This is a genomic window from Paenibacillus sp. sgz302148 (genome assembly GCF_056120465.1).
In genome coordinates this window covers 69,421-90,009 of record NZ_JBVYOJ010000017.1, presented here as the reverse complement: position 1 = coordinate 90,009, position 20,589 = coordinate 69,421, and the positions used below count along the sequence as shown (strand labels likewise).

Below are 20,589 nucleotides of genomic sequence, written 5' to 3'. Positions count from 1 at the left end.
TCTGCGATTCGAATTTATACTCAAAACAAGAAGAGATATCTTCTGAAAATTTCACTAGGGGGAACCATCGCATGAAGAATTTGAGAGCGGTTGCATCAAGCATTGCAGTTATCATGCTGCTTGCCGCCGTACTGTCGGCATGCATTTCGAACAAGGGAAACAATGAGACGAGCCCAAACACCGGTTCGTCGTCGACTGCATCGACCGAGTCAAGCCCGTCGGCCAACGAGCTGGCCGGAGCGATCGATCCGCTCGGTAAGTACGATCCACCGATTGAAGTAACGGTTATTCGTCCGTACGATGAGAACGTCAAATACGCCGAAGGCGAATCCGCTACCGATAATCTATGGACTCGTCTATATGAAGAGAAACTCGGCATCAAGATTAAATATAACTGGACGCTGCAAGGCCCGATCGACCAATACTATCAGAAGCTGAACGTTGCGATTGCGAGCAACGACTTGGCTGATATCGTGACTGTCAACAGCAACGAGTTGAAGCAGCTTGTGGAAGCGGGCCAACTGGCGGATCTGACCGAAACTTACGACAAGTATGCTTCGGATTTCACGAAGAAAGTGTTTGCGGACGACGGCGGCACTGCGATTAGCTCCGCGACTTTTGGTGGGAAATTGTTTGCCCTTCCGCGTATCGGCTCCGACATCGACGAGGTTCCTCTCTTGTGGGTACGCGCTGATTGGTTGAAGAAGCTGAATCTGCCTGAACCGAAGACGATAGCGGACGTGCTGGCGATCTCCGAAGCTTTCGCGACCCAGGACCCTGACGGCAATAACAAAGCCGACACCTACGGCCTTGGCCTCTCAAAAGATTTGAACGGTGGCTTTCCCGGCTTTGAAGGTTTTCTGAACGGTTATCACGCATATTACAACGCATGGTTAAAGGACGCGTCCGGACAATTGGTGAACAGCAACATCCAGCCGGAGATGAAAGCGGCCTTGGCCGATCTGCAGAAGATGTACAGCGGTAAGCAAATTGACAAGGAATTCGGCACGAAGGACAGTGGCAAAGTCGCGGAAGCGGTCACAGGCGGTAAGCTCGGCATGTACTACGGCGCGATGTGGACACCGATCTGGCCGATCCAGGACGGCAAAAATCTCGATCCGAACATGGAATGGAAGCCGTTCTTGCTACCTTCCATTGATGGCAAACCGGCTAAAGGCCAAGTTCCTTTTACCGTTTCGCAGTATTATGTCGTGAAGAAGGGCGCAAAAAATCCAGAAGCGGCAATCAAGCTGATGAATTTCTGGTTCGACGCCAACTACCTGCAGCCTCCTCAACCGCCGAATAGCAAATATGACGGCGTTGAGACTTTCAAATATGTTATTCTGTCTGGCTCGCCAGTTACGGAAAACATGGATGTGTACAAGAAAGCGACCAAGCTGATTGAGGCGAACGACGTCGAAGCGATGAAGACGGCCAGAGAAGGCCAGATTAAAGAGGTTTCCAAATATTTGGAAGGTGATCAGAAGAACTGGGGCTACTACAGAGTATTCGGCCCTGAGGGCAGCTACGCGGTGATCGAGCAGTTGGTGCAGCAAGACCGCATCCAGCGCAGCGAGTTTTTCGGACCTGCTACGCCGACGATGGGTGAAAAAGGGAGCACGCTCGATACCCTCCTGAAAGAAACGTTCACGAAAATCATCATGGGCGCGGCGTCGATCGACGAATTCGACAAGTTCGTGGAAAATTGGAAGAAGCTCGGCGGAGATCAAATTACGAAGGAAGTTAACGAGTGGGCCGCTTCAAGAAAATAATAGACTAAGAACGAGGAGTAAGGAGAAGTATCCTTCATTGCTTCTCCTTCTTCTTTTCTCAAGGATGTGGATAAACATGCTGTCTAAAAAGTCAATTCGGGAAATTCCGCTACATTTAATGCTGTTGCCGGGGCTTCTGCTAGTGCTCGTATACAGCTACGTACCCTTGTTCGGCTTATCGATGGCGTTTATTAAATTTTTGCCTGGGCGTCCCTATTTCGATAATCCTTGGGTAGGGCTCGATCATTTCAAGTATGTATGGGAAATGCCGAATTCCTTGCGTGTGCTGGGAAATACGTTCTATATTGCGGCGCTCAAAATTGTGGTGGGGCAAATCGTGCCGATCATTGTCGCGCTGCTGCTGAACGAGCTTTCCAAAGATTGGCTGAGGCGGGGCGTGCAAACGCTTATCTATTTGCCCCATTTTCTATCGTGGATTATTCTGGGCGGCATTCTGATTGATATATTGTCTCCTTCTCAAGGCATTGTTAACCAGATTCTTAAATCCTTGGGGTTAGAGCCGATCTATTTCCTGGGCGACAACCGTTGGTTCCCGTTCACAATCGTCATTACGGATGTGTGGAAGGAATTCGGATTTAATACGATTGTGTACTTGGCTGCTTTGACCGCGATCAATCCTTCACTCTACGAAGCGGCGCTCATCGATGGTGCAAGCCGCTGGAAGCAAACGTTGCACGTTACATTGCCAGGCATACTGCCGATTATTATTTTGCTCGCAACGCTCAGCTTAGGAAACGTTCTGAATGCCGGGTTCGATCAAGTATTCAATTTATATAGTCCCTCAGTTTACGAAAGCGGCGATATTATCGATACGCTTGTGTATCGAACGGGCCTGGAGCAGGCCCAATACAGCGTCGCGACGGCTATCGGGCTGTTCAAGTCTCTCGTATCGTTCGTTATGATTTCGCTGTCATATTTTCTGGCTTATCGCCTCGCAAATTATAGAATTTTCTAGATTGGAGGTTTCGGCATGATTCGAACAAGCGGAACCTATCGCATTTTTAATGTGTTGAACATCATGTTTTTATCCGCTTTGGGGTTGGTCTGCATTTTCCCGCTCGTACATGTGCTTGCCCTATCCTTCAGCAATAATAGCGCCGCTGCTGCTGGGCTGGTGAAGCTGTGGCCGGTAGGGTTCACGACAAGCTCCTATGAATTTATTTTGAGGAAACCGGCATTTCTGCAATCGATCGTTATGACCGTTGAGCGGGTAATTCTCGGTTCTTTCGTGAACCTGCTGCTTACGATGCTTATCGCGTATCCGTTGTCCAAGGAAGTTGCCGCTTTCCGTTATCGCACGGTATATGCCTGGATATTCGTATTTACCATTCTTTTTAACGGCGGACTGATTCCGTGGTATATGACGATTAAATGGACAGGCATTATGGATACGGTGTGGGCGCTCGTTCTTCCCGGAGCCGTCCCGGTGTTTAACGTCATTTTGCTGCTCAACTTTTTTCGCGGACTTCCGAAGGAGATGGAGGAGTCCGCTTCAATCGACGGAGCAAGCCATTGGACCATTTTGTGGAAAATATATGTGCCCTTGTCGCTTCCGGCTATTGCGACGATCTCTCTCTTTACCATCGTCGGCCATTGGAATTCATGGTTTGACGGGTTGATTCTGATGAAATCGCCGGAACACTTTCCGTTGTCCACCTATTTGCAGACGATTCTCGTAAACATGGATCTCACTTCAATGTCGGGCAAAGATTATGAAATCTTGCGCGAGGTATCGGATCGGACAGCCAAAGCGGCACAAATTTTCCTCGGAGCGCTGCCAATCATTGCCGTATATCCGTTCTTGCAGCGGTTTTTCGTGAAAGGAATCGTACTGGGCAGTGTGAAGGGATAAGAAGCTTGAGGCCAATACAATCGATTCGCGAAATAAAAAGATTGTTTACAGGGTAGCTGCTTTAACGGTATTGATCGCGGCCTGCAAATTATACTTCGGCGTACCTTCTTAACATTTTTTCAAGCTTCTCCTTCATCGCCGTTCGGAGCTCGACAGGCTCCACAACCTCGACGCCTTCACCCAAGCTAAGCAGCACGGACTTCAGCCACGCGGCCCGCGCGGGATGTGGGACATGCAGGGTGAGCAGCAGCGAGCCGTCATCGTTGTAGCTTTTGTCCGCGCCGTAGAATTGGTCCATCGCGATGGCAAGCGCATTCGGCGAAACGTGCAGCACGACCTTCTCCGGCTCCGCTTGCCGGTAGCCTTCGCGTGTGCGTTCTTCACGTTCCGCAGCATGATTGCGGTGGTACCGTTCCTCGGTCAACGCCAGATTGTCCATCCGCGATATCCGAAATTCGCGGTAATCCTTGCGCGTCCGGCAAAAGCCGAACACGTACCACGTGGCGTATTTGTACATGAGCCGGACCGGCTCGATGCTGCGGTTCAGCCGCTCGTTCTTGGCGCTGACGTATTCGAAAGCGACGACGCGGCGCTGCTGAATGCCCGCACGCAGCAAACGCAGCGATTCGTTGTGCGGCCGCCAGCCGGCCATGTCCATCGAAACGCTCGGCGTGTCGTCAGGCTGAATCGTCTGCAGCTTCTGGATCGTCTCCATCGCGCGTTCGTCCTCGAATACGGTCGACATGCTGTGCAGCACGGTGATGAGCGAGCCGACATCATAAGAGCCGAGCAGGCTCCGATCCATTTTGTATTCCTCGATAATGCCGTAGCCGCCGTGTACGCCTTGGTGCGAAACAACGGGAATGCCCGCCGCGCAAATGACGTCGATGTCCCGGTAAATCGTCCGCTGGGAAACGTTGTACCTTTCAGCCAAAGCGGACGCTGACAGCACCTCGTTGTTCAGCAGCATATAAATCATCGAAATGAGCCGTTCCAGCTTCATTCAAGCACCTCACGGGGAAATATTTATCCGTTTACTTATTCGTCTCGTTAAATATCAACATTCCTAATCACGAGCGGTTGCGAATCGGCAAGTTTGTTTTTCGCTACCCGATAAACACCGAAAATTATATCACATCTTCTGCCGCCGTTGGTGATATGACCAACGTCAAAAGGACTGTTCCCAAGTCCGACAAGACTCGAAAACAGTCCTTTAAAGCACGCGCCCCTTCGCTATTCCTGTAGCGTTTCCTCCACCCAATCGCACCACTCGATATTTGACTTCGTGTTGGAAATCGCCTTGTGCAGCAGCAAGAGGGCTCCGTAATATTGCGATCCGAAGCGTATCTCTTCGCCCTTGTCCCGCGATAACTGCAAGACGCGCTCGAGCTTCTGCTCCATCTGATCCCGCTTGGCCGCGTACATCTCTTTGCGTTCCGCGACCAGCTTGCGGGCTTTGGCCCGGTCGGTGATGCCGACGCTGTACACCTTAAACGAGAATTCGTCGCGGGTAACCGGCATGGCCGAAGGGGCGTCGATCCACTCTTGCAGCGCCGTTTTGCCGGCCTCGGTGATCGAATATATTTTTTTATCCGGCTTATCCGATTGCGGGACAAGCACGAATTCGACCAGCCTGCTGCGCTCAAGCTCCGCCAGCAGCGGGTAAATCTGACTGTGCTGGGCATGCCAGAACGGTTGTATTTTTTGCATCAAATCGTAGCCGGAGTACGACCCCCAAGCCAGCATGCTCAACAAACCGTAAGATAATGTATTCAACACAGTCCCCCCATAGAATTGAGTCCGCTTGTGCCGCGGACTAGGCTAATTTGGTTTCGAGCTTCGGTCCGGCGGCTTGCGCCGGTTTGGCCCGGTTTTTGCGGATGAAATATGCAAAAGGCAGCGCTGCAAGCACAATCACGGTCGCGACAAGATAAACGTCGTTGACGCTCATCGTGAAGGACATCATCTGCATATGCGTTTTGTCGTAGTCGCCCGCGGCGGCCAAATCCTTGAAATGCGCCGTCGTGCGCGACGTAAGCAGCGATGTGAAAATCGCGATCGCAAACGAGCCGAACACGTTGCGCAGCCAGTTGCTGATCGACGAAGCGTGGCCGCTCAGCTGCGGCGGAATTTGCTCCATGCCCGCATTGCTCGCCGGCATCATCGTCAAGGCGATCCCGATGTTGCGGACGACCATGCACAGCAAAATATATTCATGCGAAATGTTAATGCTAAGCCAGCTCAAAGGCAGCGTACCCGCAGCCATGACCACAATGCCGACAAGCATTAAGACGCGCGGGCCGATGACGGTGTACAGCTTGCCGACGAATAAAGTGATGATCGCCATGGCGAGCGAGGACGGCAGCAGGATGAGCCCCGTATCCATCGGGGTGACCCGCTGAATATTTTGCAGGAATACCGGCGTCAGCAGCATCCCGGAATACAAGCTGATCGTAATGATGCTGGTTAGGATCAGCGTGATCGAATACCTGGCGTTGCCGAACACGCGCAGGTTGAGCAAAGGCGTCTCCGCCGTCAGCTCCCGCCATACGAACAAGGCCAGGAAGACGAAGCCTGCAATGAACAGGGAGAGCGTTTTGCCTGATGCCCAGCCCCATGCATTGCCTTGCGACAAGGCGACAAGCAGCGTGGAACTGCTGACGATAACGGTGATGAAGCCGATCAGGTCGAACGATTTCGGGACTTGCAAACGGTAATACGGAATAAAAGGGAATACGAGCAGGATCGAAATGATTTCGATCGGTACGTTGATCCAGAACAGCCAATGCCAGCTGAGGTGCTCCAGCAGCCAGCCCGCGAACGTAGGCCCGACGGCGGGCGCCAGCATCGAGGAAGCGGCCCAGATGCTCATCGCGATCGGTTGTTTTTCCTTCGGGATCACTTGGAAAATAATCGCCATCGTTGCCGGCACGATGAGGCCGCTGAACATCCCTTGTACGATTCGGAACGCAATGAGCATCGGCGCGGTCGTGACGACGGCGCATAGGACGGAAGCCAGCGTAAATCCGATCAGGGCGAACAAATATAGCCGTTTGTAGCTGAACCGCTCGCCGAAATAGCCGGTCACCGGGGCAACCGTGCCCATGGCAAGCATAAACCCCGTCAGCACCCATTGGATGGTGCCGAGCGTTGTGTTGAAATCATGCTGCAGTACGGGAATGGCGATATTCATCGTGCTGGTCGCCAGTGTCGAGACAAAGCTTCCGAAAAAAATAGCGGTCAAGATCGGCAAAAGCTTCACTTGAGGTTTAACGGTCGTACTGCTCATGAATGCCGGTTCCACTCCTTTATGTCTAAACTTACATATGAAAAACAAGGAGACTATACTGTTTTTCAGCTCATATGTCAATTGTGACATAAGGGAGATAAATGGCTTAATTATGCTCTAAAATGGCTTTTAGCAGCTGAGTCCGGTTTTTAACGCCAAATTTGCCCAGCATCGAGTTGATATGCTTTTTGACCGCCGCTTCGCTGACGAACAGCCTCGCCGCAATCTCCGCATTCGTCAAGCCTTCGGCCAGCAAATCCGCAACTTCCTGCTCGCGCGGCGTGAACGCTTCGATGTGCCCGAACTTGGCGGGCGGCGCTTGGGGCAGCCCTTCGACCAGCCGGTTCAGCAGCGGGATCAGCCCTTTGCCGCGCGTGTTCATGACGAATGTTTGCGTTGGCGTTGCGCCGTCGTAATCGCAGTGGACCAGATCGGACACGACGTCAAAACCGAGGCTCCTATGCACTTCGATGTAATGCGGAAACGGCGGAGGAGAGGAGAGCAGCAAGCCTCCCGCCAAAATTTGCTCCAGCATTACATGCACGATGTCGGATCGCAGTTCCTCTTGCTCGACGTTCTCAACGTCGACCGTAAGGATGAACCAGCCGGCCGGCTGGGCGCTCGGGACATGCAGCGCCGCGAGCTGCTGTGGGGTCAGGCTGCCGAAGTAAGCGCGCGACAGAAGCGCCTGCTTCAAATAGGCGATGGTGCCTTCATGGATCGGTACGATCGCGGACAGCCCGACGATACGTCCTTCCGGGTTGCGCATCAGCCGAACGGCCTTGTCCTCCAGGCGCAGCAGTTCCTTCAAGTCGATGCGGCTAATCCGGTACAAGCTTTGCTCCGCCGACATCGTGTAACGGAACATGGTGCCGCTCTCCGGATCAGCGCAGCGGATGTGGCATTCCCGAGCGTCGGCGTGCCTTCTGCGGACATATTGTTCTGCCTCCGCCAAGTTTGCCTCGTTTAATGTTTCCCAATAGTTCGCAGACATGCGGGAATGCCGGTAGTGCGCACGCAAAATCGGATTGCCGGCGAATTGCAGCAGTTGGCCGAGCACTTGAAACACTTCCTTGTTATGCTGCAGCTTCTCGACGATGCGCTCGTAGCCATGCCGAATCGACCGGGAGACGTATTCGGCGTATTGTCCCGGCGTCCGGCTCCGAAACATGTGGCGTGCCGCTTCCCGGACCGTGTCGTGCAGCTCCCAGCCGCCGGACGTCCGCTTGACGAAAGACAGCCGAACCAAACGGTCGAACAAGGAAGCGGGAACGTCGCGTTCCGTCAACTGGGCCAGCAGCTCCAGGTTGAACACGCGCATCAGCGACGCCGCCTGGACCAAATCGCGCAGCGCTTCGTCCGGCACCTCCCGCAGCCAGCTGTCCAGCACGTCGTCGAGCTGCCTCGCCTGTCCGATGGAAGCCGGTTCCGGGGAGTCGTGGGCGATGAGCGCCACCATAAGCGGATGCCCCATCGTCTGGAGCCAGACTGCGTCGATGACCGATTCCGAGGCAACGCCGCACCGGTGCATGTACAGCTGGACGTCGCTGTATTGCAGCTCGTTCAGGGGGAGGAATACGATCAGTTTCCTCCATGCGGGGGATAGCTTCCACGGGCCTTGGAGCGGGTAACGGCCTGCGATGACGATGAGCAGTTCGGTAGATAGCCTCGCCAGCAGCTCGTCTCTCAGCCACTGGTCGAGAGAGCCGATTTCCTCGTAATGGTCGAATGCCAGAACGATTCTGCGGCTTCCCGCCGCTCCGTTTAATGCGGCGGAGCATTGTCCCGCGACAGGAATATTCGCCATTGTCGTACCTGTTAGCGGCGAATCCGCGACGGGCATATCCGCCATTGGCATACCGGCAATCGGGATACCCGCCGGCATATCCGCCACCTGCGTGTCTACCCTTTGCATATCCGCAATCGACAAATCCGCTGCCGGTTTTTCCGCCATTTGAATTCCCGCCGTCGGCATATCAAGCATCGGCTTGCCCCCAACCGCGCCGCTTCCTTGCAGCAAGTCCAAGAGGTAAGCACATAACGCTTCGGCCGTGCGGAAATCTCGGACATCCACGAGCAAGAAAAGAGCGTCCGCGGCCATCGCACGGTTGCGGAACCGGTCCAGTAGAAAGCTTTTGCCCATGCCGCCCGTGCCGTAAATGTTCAGAATGCGTTCCGTCCGTTCCGGCAGATGGAGCAAATATTGTTCGAATAAACGGGTTTCGAATTCCCTGCCGACAAAAAATCGATCCTCGCCGCGGTCGATCCAATCCCCTAATTGTTCTGGAACCATGAAGAATCCCCACTTTTTGCTAACTTTATCTCAAAGTATACTACCGAAGTGATCGTATGGATAGTTCATCGCGCGGCGGCGCCATGGTAAGTTTGTGTCACGACTTGTAAGGAAGGTGATGCGAATGAACTCCATGTACAACGGCAGTGCGATTCACGACGAATCGTTCCGAAGCAGACTGAAGCAGCGGGATATGATCAGCGGATCGGATATTTTGCTCCGATCGCTGCTGCTGGAAGGCGTCGAATGCGTTTTCGGCTACCCAGGCGGCGCAGTGCTGTATATTTACGACGCGATGCACGGCAACCCTGATTTTCGCCACGTGCTGACCCGCCATGAGCAAGGGGCCATTCATGCGGCCGACGGGTATGCTCGCGCAACGGGCAAAGTCGGCGTATGCATCGCGACGTCCGGTCCCGGCGCGACGAATTTGATCACCGGCATTGCGACGGCGAATATGGATTCCGTGCCGCTTGTCGTCATCACGGGCAATGTGGCGACTTCATTGATGGGCACGGATGCGTTCCAGGAGGCGGACATCGTCGGCATGACGCAGCCGGTGACGAAGCACAGCTACTGCGTGCGGCGGGTCGAAGACCTGCACCGCACGATCCGGGAGGCGTTCCATATCGCCTCGACAGGCCGCAAAGGCCCGGTGCTCGTCGACATCCCGAAGGACGTCTCGGCGGCGCTGTGCGAATTCCGCTATGCGGAGGCGATCGCGCTGCGCGGGTACAAGCCAGCCGCCGAAACCGCCCCGGCGCAAATTGAGAAGCTGCGGCTCGCCATCGAAGGAGCGGAGCGGCCGCTCATCCTCGCCGGCGCCGGCGTCGTCCATGCCGATGCGTCGGCCGAGTTGACGGAATTTGCCCGCAAGGCGCAAATTCCGGTGACGACGACGCTGCTCGGGCTTGGCGGGTTCCCGAGCGCCGACGAGCTTTGGCTCGGCATGCCGGGCATGCACGGCACGTACACCGCGAACCGGGCGCTGACGCAGTGCGATCTGCTCATCTCGGTCGGCGCCCGGTTCGACGATCGCGTGACGATGCGGCTCGACGGCTTCGCGCCGCATGCGCTGATCGCGCACATCGACATCGACGCCGCCGAGATCGGCAAGCTCGTGCCGACCGCGATCCCGATCGTCGGTGACGCCAAATCGGTGCTGTCGGCGGTGAGCCGCGACATGCCGGCGAGAGAGGGCAACCGCGAATGGCTGGAGGGCTTATTCGCGATGAAACGGCAATTTCCGCTCGTCATCCCGGATTCGGAGGACGAGCTGAAACCCCAGTTCGTCATCGATATGATCTATCGGATGACCGGGGGGCAAGCGATCGTAACGACCGATGTCGGACAGCATCAGATGTGGGCGGCGCAGTTCTACAAATTCGCGGAGCCCCGCGCTTTCATCAGCTCCGGCGGCCTCGGCACGATGGGCTTCGGCTTTCCGTCCGCGATCGGCGCGCAGCTCGGAAGGCCGGGCAAGCTGGTCGTTTCGATTAACGGCGACGGCGGGATGCAGATGTGCGCGCAGGAGCTGGCGATTTGCGCCATACACCAAATTCCGGTCAAAATCGTCGTCATCAACAACCAGTCGCTTGGCATGATCCGGCAGTGGCAGGAGCTCATCTATGAAGGGCGGCGCAGCCATATCGATCTGTCAGGCAGCCCTGATTTCGTCAAGTTGGCGGAAGCCTACGGAGTCAAGGGATTGCGGGCGACGAACAAAGCGGAGGCGGAGGCTGCCTGGAGACAGGCGATGGATACGCCGGGGCCGGTGCTCGTCGATTTTGTCGTATCGAAGGACGAATTCGTTTTCCCGATGATTCCGCAGGGCCAAACGTTAAACGACATGATGCTGGAGGTGCCGGAATGACGAAACAAACGATCTCCGCCATAGTCAACGACGTTCCCGGCGTATTGCAGCGCATTGCGGGGTTGTTCGGACGCCGCGGCTACAATATCGAGAGCATTACGGTCGGCGCCTCCGAGGAAGCGGGCATCTCGCGCGTCATCATTGTCACCCGGGGCGATGACCGGCTAATCGCGCAAATGTGCCATCAGCTGTCCAAGCTGATCGACGTCATCGACGTTCGCCATCTTAGCGCAGGGCCGCTCGTCTCGCGCGAGCTGATGCTGGTGAAACTGTTCGCCGCGCCAGACCGCCGTCCCGAAATTTTCGACATCGTCCAAACGTTCCGCTGCTCGGTTGTCGACGTCGGCATCGATTCGATCATGATCCAGGCGGTCGGCGACACCGAGAAAAACAACGCATTCGTGCAGCTGCTGCAATCGTACGGCGTGCTGGAGCTGACGCGGACCGGCGAGACGGCGATGAGCCGGGGATAACAAGCGGAGCTGGGCCTATTAATGAATGGATGGCCGATGAAAACGAGCAGCAGCTTAGGCTTGTTAGTAGACTGAATGCGATGAAAGCGGGTCCGAGCAAGAGCCGGCTGAAGCTGCTGAAAAGCCGCCGTTTGTTGGTCTAAGGACCCAACATTGTTTCCATGTGCCAACTATGCTACAGTGATAATACCCTACTATATTGGTAGGGTATTATTCATGTTTGTCATGGAGGAATTTACATTGCCTAACATTGCGAAAAATTTAACGGAACTTATCGGGAACACCCCGTTGCTGGAGCTATCCAACTATATGAAGGCAGAGCAGCTCGAAACGAAGCTGATTGCGAAACTGGAATATTTCAACCCTGCGGGCAGTGTCAAAGACCGGATCGGTTATGCCATGATCAAAGACGCGGAAGAGCGCGGATTGCTAAATAAAGATACCGTCATTATCGAACCGACTAGCGGCAATACTGGGATCGCACTCGCATTTGCCGCGGCCGCCCTTGGTTACAAGCTGATCATTACGCTGCCGGAAACGTTCAGCATCGAACGCCGGAAGCTGCTGAAGGCTCTAGGGGCGGAGCTGGTGCTGACGCCGGAAGCGGAAGGGATGCGCGGGGCGATTCGCAGAGCGGAGGAGTTAGCCGCCGAAACCCCGAATTCTTACATCCCGCAGCAGTTCGCCAATGCGGCGAATCCCGAAATTCACCGGAAAACAACGGCCGAGGAAATATGGCGGGATACGGACGGGGACGTCGACGTGTTCGTTGCGGGCGTCGGGACAGGAGGAACGATCTCCGGTGTCGGCGACGTACTGAAGCGGAAGAAACCGTCCGTCCACATCGTTGCGGTCGAACCGTTCGATTCGGCGGTGCTTTCCGGCGGAAAGCCGGGCCCGCATCAAATTCAGGGGCTCGGCGCGGGCTTCGTGCCCGACACGCTCGACGAATCGGTCGTCGACGAGATCGTGAAGGTCAAGAACGAGGCTGCGTTCGAGACGGCCCGCAAGCTGGCTCGGCACGAGGGGCTGCTCGTCGGCATTTCGTCCGGCGCCGCCGTGTTCGCCGCGACTCAAATCGCGCAGCGCCCGGAATATCGCGGCAAGTCGATCGTCGTCCTGCTGCCCGATACGGGAGAGCGGTATTTGTCCACCGCCCTGTTCCAGGCAGACTAACGGATATCGGATGAAGCCGGGACGATTTTGCCCAAACGCCGCATTCCGATTTCCGACGCCGCTACCCGCCCCATTCAACCGGATTCTTACATAGGTCAGCGAAACAGACGAAAGAGCATCAATGGCAGGGTTAGGCTGATGGGCAAGGCCGCGGGAACGAGAAGCCTTTCCGTCCCGGGACCGATGACACGGGATAACCCCCATGTTACGATGGTTTCAGTTCAGTCATTGCCGCTTCGGCGGAACGGACATTTTCGGGAGGTTAGGTTTGGATGAACAGCAGTAGGGCGATTTTAGGGATCATCCTGATCCTTGCAGGCGGATATTTATTTATCAACAAAGGCGTTTCGATGGACACCGGCGATATTTTCGCTTATTTCTGGGCGAGCATGTTCGTCATCCCGTTAGGCGTGTTTTTCCACTGGATGTACTTCTCCATGACGGCGCGCCGGGCGACGGGGCTGCTCATTCCGGGCGGTATTCTACTGGTTGCAGGTATCGTATGCCAGATTTCGATGCTGTTCGATCTGTGGCATGTGATGTGGCCGGGCTTTCCGCTCGCGGTCGCTTTTGGATTGGCTGAGTTTTATTGGTTCGGGAGCCGCAACAAATGGCTGCTCATTCCGATTTATTTTCTCGGCATCATGTCTTTCATCTTCTTCGTCGTTTTTTCGGCGGGAACGGTGTTGGGCGATCCGATGATGAGTCCGGTTCTCGCAGTTGTGCTGATCGCCATCGNCGGCATCATGTCTTTCATCTTCTTCGTCGTTTTTTCGGCGGGAACGGTGTTGGGCGATCCGATGATGAGTCCGGTTCTCGCAGTTGTGCTGATCGCCATCGGCCTGCTGCTGGTGGTCGGGAAAAAAAGGGACGTCCATATGTAATGAGGGAATGCAGATTGGAATATTGTTCGAAGATTGAAGGAAGCGGCCGTGCGGTCGCTTTTTTGCATTGTTTTGTTGAGTACGGACGCGTGGAAGATAAGATGATAAAAATAACATAAAATACCGTTTTGAATTTTATGTTAGAAGCCCGCTTTCCCTTTTTGCCGAAATCCCCTTCGTTCAGGAAATGGAATGTTGTTGCCGAGGGAATCCTGATCTTAAAGCTTAAGTAGAAGTTCCCTGCAAAACAGCTATCCTGAGCCAAAGGGATTTCGACAAAGAGGATGCATTTGAACGGAGAAAATCTTGACTGCCTGATTACATTTCTATTGCAGAAAATAATAATTTGTGGAGAGTTTCCTCCAAACGCTGCTATCCTGAGCTAAGGGGATTTCGACATAGGAGATGTATTCGAGCGGAACCTTGAAGTTCGCCGATTTGTTTAGATTCCAGCATTGACTTTTGCCCGTGGAAATGGTTGTATAAAGTTCAAATGGTTCGGGAGGAAGGCAATCGATGACAACAGCTTGGAGCAAACCGGAAGCGATGATTTTTGACCTGGACGGCACGTTGTTTCAGACCGAAACGCTGCTGCTGCCGGCTTATCACGCTTGCTTCGATCAGATGCGAAGCGAAGGCGTATTTCAAGGTGAGACGCCGCCGGAGGAACGAATTTTAGGTAGTCTCGGCATGCTGCTGGAGGATATTTGGAAAAACGTGATGCCGGAGGAGCCTGTCGACACGCGCCAACGTGCGGATGTGCTGCTGCTGCAGCATCAGATGGAAGGGCTCAAGCAAGGCGTCGGCGCGATGTACGAAGACGTAGAAGATACGCTGCAGGCGCTGAGGGACAAGGGCGTTAAGTTGTTTGTCGCTAGCAACGGCCTGGAGGATTACGTGAAGAAGGTCATCGAGCACAAGGGGCTTGCTCCGTTGTTCGAGGAGCTCTACAGCGCCGGGGAATATGAGACGCGTTCCAAGGTCGATCTCGTGCGCATTTTGCTGGACAAGCATGGCATAAGCAGCGCCTGGATGGTCGGCGACCGCTCTTCCGATGTGGAAGCGGGCAAGAAGAACGGCTTGACCGTCGTCGGCTGCGACTATGCCGGCTTCCGCAAAAGCGGCGAGCTGGACGGCGCGGATATCCGCATCACCTCGTTCGGCGAGCTGCTGAACTACGTAAAATAAGCGACGTCAACGCGGACGTCCGCAATAAGCCGGTTTGGGCGATTTTCCGCCCGGATCGGCTTTTAAAATTTCGAATTCGATTCGAAACTACATTGCAAAATGTGCAATAGAAATCTTTTGATCTCGCGGAAAATGGTCAGTCTATTGTACGATGTACAATGGAACTGGATTTTTTCGACTAAATTGCTTGTCAGAACGAATCACGATTGCACAAAATGCAACGGAATGGAATCCAGTGGCGCTCTTACGCCGGTTCCATTGTACAAAGTACAATCTTCATCCTATTATGATCGGGCCGCGCGGGGGAGGGGCAATCGCTTGTTCCCGCGGTTCATAAAGCGGTTTGACAGACTGCCGATTACCTTGTACATTATGCGTATCCTCTTTTGGGAAACCGTGAACGAGTTCGAATATTAGGAGGCCTTATGGACTTTTCGATACAGTATTTATCGTTTTTCGTCATTCAGCCGGAGGGCGGCGGAAACGCCGGCGCCAAAGCCTATAAACACTATCAAACGCTCGATGGAGAAGCGTACGCGTACAGCGAAATCAAGCATTTCCTCGACGGCGAATTTGCGCGGATCGCGAAGCGCAAGGTGGAGAAAAATCCAAGCTCCGAACATGCGCCGACCAAGATCGGCCGTTTTATCGTGGAGCCGGGCCATGAGCCGGGCAGCAATCCGAATTATAATTTGTTCCAAAGGCTACGGACGGCCGTAACCCGGGATGAGTTTTTGTGGGGCTGCGACGAAATGGTGCGCATCTACATGGATACGAGCGCGGTGCGCGGCGGGGCGATGATTTTTGCCACGGCGAAGCTGAACCAATATTTCGACGAACCGTTCGTGTTCGTCATGAAGTGCGATTTTGAGCCGAAGGTGGCGCGGATCGCCGATGAGAAAAGCTTGATTGCGCAGGTCGACATGGCGATCAGCGCCCGCAACATCAAGTCGATTCAATATCCGTTCATGCCCGAGGAGGGCATTCTGGAGGAGCTGGAGCTGAAGGTCCATCAGGCATCGCATGCGCGGTATTTCGAGGATTTCCTGAAATACGTCTCGTACGAGAAATCGATGCCGGAAATCGTGAGCGAGCAGGTGCTGACGATGGTCAATCAATTTATGGAGCATAAATGGCAGGGAGCAGACGCGGGAGACGAGGCTTTACGGAATGTTGCGGGTTATGGAGCGCAGTCGTTGCAGTCGTCGGACGGCGGGTATGGCGGGTATGGCGAGCAATCGGTGGACGCAGGCTACGAAGCGCAGTTCCGGCAACCCGACGGCAGCGGCTACGACGGGTTTGCAGCGGGGGAACATGGAGCGGCATTGCATGCCGACCCGTCCCCGATGACGGGCGGCGCCATGCACGCGGTCGACGAGGAACCGGGCGGCGGAGCGCAGGATCGCTTGCGTATGCAGCAGCCTCCATGGGACGAGCATGCGGTTGCGTCCGGCGGTTATGCCGCTTCCGGCTCCGCACCCGCCCCGAACAGCCGCCTGCAGCAGGAGAAGCAAAGCTTCGAGGTATGGGCGGCGCGCGACAAGCGGGACTTGCAGGAAACGTGGGGGCACGAGCAAGTGCTGGAAGCCGCGGCGCTGCTGACGGGGCAGAAGGATGACTTGGAGCTGAAGTTCAAGCTCGGCGGCATTTCGGTCAAAGCATTGCTCGCCGATTACGGCTGCAGGCTCCATATCGCGCGTCATAACGGGAAATACGTCGTGCTGATCGAAGGCGACCAATTCGAGTTCGACAAAGGCATGTCGCCGATCGAGCTGTTGTCGCCGGGGCCGATCGAGCAGGTCATTAACCGCATTGGCGAGTCGGATGGGGACGCGGGGGCCGATACGGCTGGATCGCAGTATGCGCAATCGCAATCGTCATATGAGGGCGATAAGCCGCCTTGGTGATGAGAGAAGCGCAGTGCGGCGTTACGAATAGTTTAGGGCAAGAACAGCAGTAAGCCGCGGGCTACGGCCCCTTCTTCCGGATGACTCGGTTACGGCACTTCCCATAGTTCAAGGCTAAACTGGCACAAGTTAAATAAGCTTACTTCGAATCCAGCGGTCGATTTGAGCGAGCGCGGCCGCGTCAGTTTCCGGCGGGAACCGATGCTTCATCCCTTCATATATGGATATGGCGAAGTCCTTGCCGTGCCGCTCCAACTCGTGCGCGAGCCGGTGCGCATGCTCTACGCTCACTTGGTCGTCCTGATCACCGTGAACGATCAGCACAGGGCGGCGGATTCGATCCGCCCAGCATACGGGCGAGCGGTCGTGATACGCTGCGGCTTGCTTGACTGGGTGGCCGACGACGCGCTTCAGCATCCGCCGCAGGTCGATGCGCTCTTCGTACGTCAGCAGCAGGTCGCTGACCCCGCCCCAGACGACGATCGGCCCGGCTAGCGGGCAATCGCGCGCCGCCAGCGCGGCCATGATCGATCCGCGCGAGAAGCCGATGAGCGGGATAGGCAGCGGCGCGACGCCAGGCAACGAGCGCACCAGTGTCAGCGCGTTGTACACATCGTGCCGGTCCTCGCCGCCGAACCCGTCGATGCCGTGCCCGCCGCTAGACGAGCCGCGGTAATACGGGGCGAACACGATGTACCCTAGGGCGGCCAGCGTTTCGATGCGTTCCGGCTGCACCATCCCGACTCGCCCGATGCCTCCCCTGCAATAGAGGAGCCCCGGACAAGGCTCGGCCCGCTGCGGTTCGGCCAATAGCCCTTGCACCGGCAGCCCTTGGCTTGCATAAGTGATATGGTACAGCCGAATCGGAGCTTGTTCGTCCGATAGACGCTTGCGGTTAATGATCTCCCCGTCTCTCCAGTTGCTTGTTTCCGTTGTCGGCAATGTTCGTGCTCCTTTATGTAGTGTCGTTGACAATCATCATAAAGTAGTGTATAACCTAATACAAGTTTACAATCGTATAGATCAACATCGAGGAACAGAACAGTAATTTCGAAGGGAAGCCCAAGCGAGCCGGGAGGGTGGGAGCCGGTGCGGAAGTTCGGAATGAAGCGGGTCTGGAAGATGGTCTTCGGAACTTCGAAGCTTGTTGCAAGCGCTGATGCTGGAAGCATCGGACGCATCCTGCGGCGTAGCTTGGAGCAGTATGAAGGCTCGGCGATAACGCCGTTATGTCGTGAAGGGGCCGGACGCTAACGTTCGGCACAAAGGGTGGTACCGCGGGAATGAAGCTCTCGTCTCTTATTTGGAGACGGGAGCTTTTTGGCGTTATTCGTGATGTTTTTCATGCGGTGCGGTGTGTCAGGGGTTTTCGAAACCAACGAAAGCGAAGGTGAGATTCGAATGCTGCGAAACGAATTGCTGGAGCAAGTCATTCAAGAACATGCGGAGAAGCTGGTGAAGGAAGCCGGCGAGTCGTGGCCGGAAAAGCTGGAGGCGATTGTGGAGCATCCAGGCAATATGGAGCATGGAGAGTATTCGACCAACATGGCGATGAAGCTGGCAAAAACATTGCGCAAACCGCCGGTGGCCATTGCCGAACAGTTAAAGCTGCGCCTGGAGGAAGACGATCGGCTCGCCGTTATTCAGCGGATTGAGGTGGTTGCGCCGGGTTTCTTGAACATGTACTTGGATTGGAGCGTATGGGCGAACATGGCTGAAGCGGGAGCGGATGCCGATGCCGAGGCGATCGGTCAAGCCGCAAGAGGCGAAGATCCTCGTATGGGCACCAGGGGTGGCTTGTCTGCAAGAGCCGGCACAAAAGCGAAAAAAGCCGTTATCGAGCATACGTCGATCAACCCGAACAAATCGGCTCACGTCGGTCATTTGCGAAATTCCTGCATCGGGGATACGCTCGCGCGAATGCTGAACAGGGCGGGCTACCGCGTCGAGGTGCATAACTACATCGATGACCTCGGCAATCAGCTGGCGGATACGGTCGTCGGCTTGCTGCAGGCGGAGCAGAACGGCTCGCATGCGAGATTCGGCGATTTTTGCTGGGATGTGTACGCCGCCATTAACAGAGCCTACAAGCAGCAGCCGGAGCTGCAGGAGGAACGGACGAAGGTGCTGCATGCGCTGGAGGAAGGGGAAGGCAATCTGGCATGGATCGGCGGGCTGACTGCGGAACGGATCGTTCGGGAGCACGTAGAAGAAATGAAGCAATTCGGCATCCGCTACGATGTGCTGGTATGGGAGAGCAACATCGTGCGGGAAGGCTTCTGGCAGGCGGCCTTTGATTTGCTGTGCCGGACGCCCGTGTTTCGCCGGGAAGAGGAAGGCAAGCTGGCGGGCTGCTGGGTGCTCAAACAGCCGGAAGATCAGCAGGCGGAAACGATCGCAGCGGAGCGTTTGGCGGAGCGCGAACAGCAGCAGTCGTCCGGGCGGACGGACGAGTCGAAGCCGCGGGTGCCTGCCTTGGCTATGGATGAAGGAGCGACGGAGCCTGCATCGGTCTCAGCGGGAGCGGCTTCGGGAACGGGGCCGTCGGATCACCATGCCGACAAGGTGCTCGTCCGGTCGAACGGTATTTTGACTTACACGGCCAAAGATATCGCCTACCACTTATGGAAGTTTGCCCTGCTCGGCAAAGACTTCCGGTACAAGAAGTTCGACGACGGCCTATGGACGACCGATCGCCGCGGAATCAAGAAGCCGTTCGGGCAAGCGGACCTTGTCATCAATGTGATCGACCGCAGACAGGAGTATCCGCAAGCGATGGTGAAGCAGGCGCTGCACGCGCTCGGGTATAACAAGCAAGCGTCGGAGCTGCGTCATGTCGGCTATGGCGTCGTTTCGCTAAGCCCCGATACGGCTGCGAGCCTTGGCATGGATACAAGCGATGGAAAAGGCGCGTACGCGATGTCCGGACGGCAAGGCATCGGCATCAAGGTGTCCGATTTCCTCGACCGGATGGGGCAGGCGATCGACCAGAAGCGCTCGCGCCGCACAGGACTATCCAGCCGGGCGATTGCGGCGGCGGCGGTGCGGTATTATCTGTTGCGCTTCCATCTGCAAACCGAAGTCGTGTTCGACCTGCAGCAGGCGACCGAAGTATCCGGCAACACCGGCGTATACTTGATGTACTCTTATGCCAGGGCAGCCAGTCTGCTGCAAAAGGCGGAGAAGGAGCGGGGATTCAACGCGGGCGAGGGAACCGGCCTAAGCGCGGAAAACATCGCCGTTCCAACGCTCGAACCGTCGGAGCATGCGCTGCTGCGGCACATGGCCTATTGGCCGGAGGTGCTGAGCGCGGCTGTCACGGAGCTGGCGCCGAATCAGATTTGTACGTATGCCCATGAACTGGCGACGGCGTTTAATCATTTTTATGCGGTATGCCCGATTTTGAAAGCGGACGATGCGGCCCTGAAGTTCAGGGTGTGGCTGACGGCCCGGTATGCGGCGACGATGCGCGACGCGCTGCAGGTGCTTGGCTTGCCTGCGCCGAACCGGATGTAGGGCAAACCGGCTGCTGCCCGAGCCGATCCAAAAATCCGAGGCCGCGACTTATATAGGGGGAACGTTAATGGACGTTAAAACAATGGAAAGTTTGGCGGCGGCATGGGCAGCGGAACATGCGGAGATGCTGCGGCTCGAGAACAAAAACGAGATAGAGCAATATGGCGGAGCGTTCTAACGTGATTTGATTCGATAGAGATATGACACGGATTTTTCCGTGCTTCTTCTCTATCGTTTTTTTTCGTTATTACCGTTCCAAGACCGTTGCCATGCAGCATATACCGTCAGAGGGCAAGATCGCCTGCTGGCGGTTTTTATGCGTATATATAAGACTCGTGATGCCGG

General features: G+C 55.6%; 15 protein-coding genes and 2 pseudogenes. 12 read left to right on the top strand and 5 right to left on the bottom strand.

Annotated features, from left to right (window positions below; translation table 11 throughout):
• The first annotated feature begins 71 nt into the window (after positions 1-71).
• From AC0LWM_RS23435 to AC0LWM_RS23425, 3 genes are all read left to right on the top strand, one after another.
• Entirely contained in the window at positions 72-1,772 is a 1,701-nt protein-coding gene (locus AC0LWM_RS23435; RefSeq protein ID WP_474677422.1) for an extracellular solute-binding protein, read from the top strand.
• Positions 1,773-1,848: 76 nt separating this feature from the next.
• Positions 1,849-2,748 carry an ABC transporter permease gene (locus tag AC0LWM_RS23430; protein WP_474677421.1) on the top strand — a complete coding sequence of 300 codons (900 nt, stop codon included), beginning with the start codon at positions 1,849-1,851 and terminating at the stop codon, positions 2,746-2,748.
• A 15-nt stretch (positions 2,749-2,763) separates the two neighbouring features.
• On the top strand, positions 2,764-3,645 hold the full coding sequence (locus AC0LWM_RS23425) for a carbohydrate ABC transporter permease (RefSeq protein ID WP_474677420.1): 882 nt from the start codon (positions 2,764-2,766) through the stop codon (positions 3,643-3,645).
• An 88-nt stretch (positions 3,646-3,733) separates the two neighbouring features.
• On the opposite strand, the gene AC0LWM_RS23420 is transcribed toward AC0LWM_RS23425, so the two are convergent.
• From AC0LWM_RS23420 to AC0LWM_RS23405, 4 genes are all read right to left on the bottom strand, one after another.
• A complete protein-coding gene (locus AC0LWM_RS23420) occupies positions 3,734-4,648 on the bottom strand; it encodes a helix-turn-helix transcriptional regulator (RefSeq protein WP_474677419.1) in 915 nt (304 codons plus the stop codon).
• A gap of 230 nt (positions 4,649-4,878) precedes the next feature.
• Positions 4,879-5,424 (bottom strand): PadR family transcriptional regulator, encoded by a 546-nt coding sequence (locus AC0LWM_RS23415; RefSeq protein WP_474677418.1) that lies wholly within the window; start codon positions 5,422-5,424, stop codon positions 4,879-4,881.
• A gap of 37 nt (positions 5,425-5,461) precedes the next feature.
• Complete coding sequence (locus AC0LWM_RS23410) at positions 5,462-6,934, bottom strand: MDR family MFS transporter (protein WP_474677417.1); 1,473 nt, start codon at positions 6,932-6,934, stop codon at positions 5,462-5,464.
• A gap of 106 nt (positions 6,935-7,040) precedes the next feature.
• Positions 7,041-9,227, bottom strand: a complete 2,187-nt coding sequence (locus AC0LWM_RS23405) for a LuxR C-terminal-related transcriptional regulator (RefSeq protein ID WP_474677416.1) — start codon at positions 9,225-9,227, stop codon at positions 7,041-7,043.
• Between the two features lie 133 nt (positions 9,228-9,360).
• Here AC0LWM_RS23405 and ilvB point away from each other — a divergent pair, with 133 nt between their 5' ends.
• From ilvB to AC0LWM_RS23370, 7 genes and pseudogenes are all read left to right on the top strand, one after another.
• Positions 9,361-11,100 carry a biosynthetic-type acetolactate synthase large subunit gene (gene ilvB / locus AC0LWM_RS23400; protein ID WP_474677500.1) on the top strand — a complete coding sequence of 580 codons (1,740 nt, stop codon included), beginning with the start codon at positions 9,361-9,363 and terminating at the stop codon, positions 11,098-11,100.
• Positions 11,097-11,573: an acetolactate synthase small subunit gene (gene ilvN / locus AC0LWM_RS23395; RefSeq protein WP_474677415.1), complete on the top strand. Its 477-nt coding sequence runs from the start codon at positions 11,097-11,099 to the stop codon at positions 11,571-11,573. Before ilvB ends, ilvN begins: the two co-directional genes overlap by 4 nt.
• A gap of 240 nt (positions 11,574-11,813) precedes the next feature.
• Positions 11,814-12,749, top strand: a complete 936-nt coding sequence (cysK, locus tag AC0LWM_RS23390) for a cysteine synthase A (protein WP_474677414.1) — start codon at positions 11,814-11,816, stop codon at positions 12,747-12,749.
• 272 nt (positions 12,750-13,021) lie between these two features.
• Positions 13,022-13,480: pseudogene (locus AC0LWM_RS23385) on the top strand (hypothetical protein); the annotation flags it as partial.
• Between the two features lie 669 nt (positions 13,481-14,149).
• Positions 14,150-14,821: an HAD family hydrolase gene (locus AC0LWM_RS23380; RefSeq protein WP_474677413.1), complete on the top strand. Its 672-nt coding sequence runs from the start codon at positions 14,150-14,152 to the stop codon at positions 14,819-14,821.
• Between the two features lie 425 nt (positions 14,822-15,246).
• Positions 15,247-15,966 (top strand): annotated as a pseudogene (locus tag AC0LWM_RS23375) (DUF3900 domain-containing protein); the annotation flags it as partial.
• The gene (locus AC0LWM_RS23370) at positions 15,943-16,728 is read left to right on the top strand and encodes a DUF3900 domain-containing protein (protein ID WP_474677499.1); all 786 of its coding nucleotides are present in this window, start codon (positions 15,943-15,945) and stop codon (positions 16,726-16,728) included. The pseudogene AC0LWM_RS23375 and the gene AC0LWM_RS23370, both read left to right, overlap by 24 nt.
• A 129-nt stretch (positions 16,729-16,857) precedes the next feature.
• On the opposite strand, the gene AC0LWM_RS23365 is transcribed toward AC0LWM_RS23370, so the two are convergent.
• Positions 16,858-17,670, bottom strand: coding sequence for an alpha/beta hydrolase family protein (locus AC0LWM_RS23365; RefSeq protein ID WP_474677412.1), 813 nt, complete (start codon positions 17,668-17,670; stop codon positions 16,858-16,860).
• 147 nt (positions 17,671-17,817) lie between these two features.
• Here AC0LWM_RS23365 and AC0LWM_RS23360 point away from each other — a divergent pair, with 147 nt between their 5' ends.
• Entirely contained in the window at positions 17,818-17,982 is a 165-nt protein-coding gene (locus tag AC0LWM_RS23360) for a hypothetical protein (protein ID WP_474677411.1), read from the top strand.
• A gap of 147 nt (positions 17,983-18,129) precedes the next feature.
• Entirely contained in the window at positions 18,130-20,244 is a 2,115-nt protein-coding gene (locus AC0LWM_RS23355; RefSeq protein WP_474677410.1) for an arginine--tRNA ligase, read from the top strand.
• The last annotated feature ends 345 nt before the right edge of the window (positions 20,245-20,589 follow it).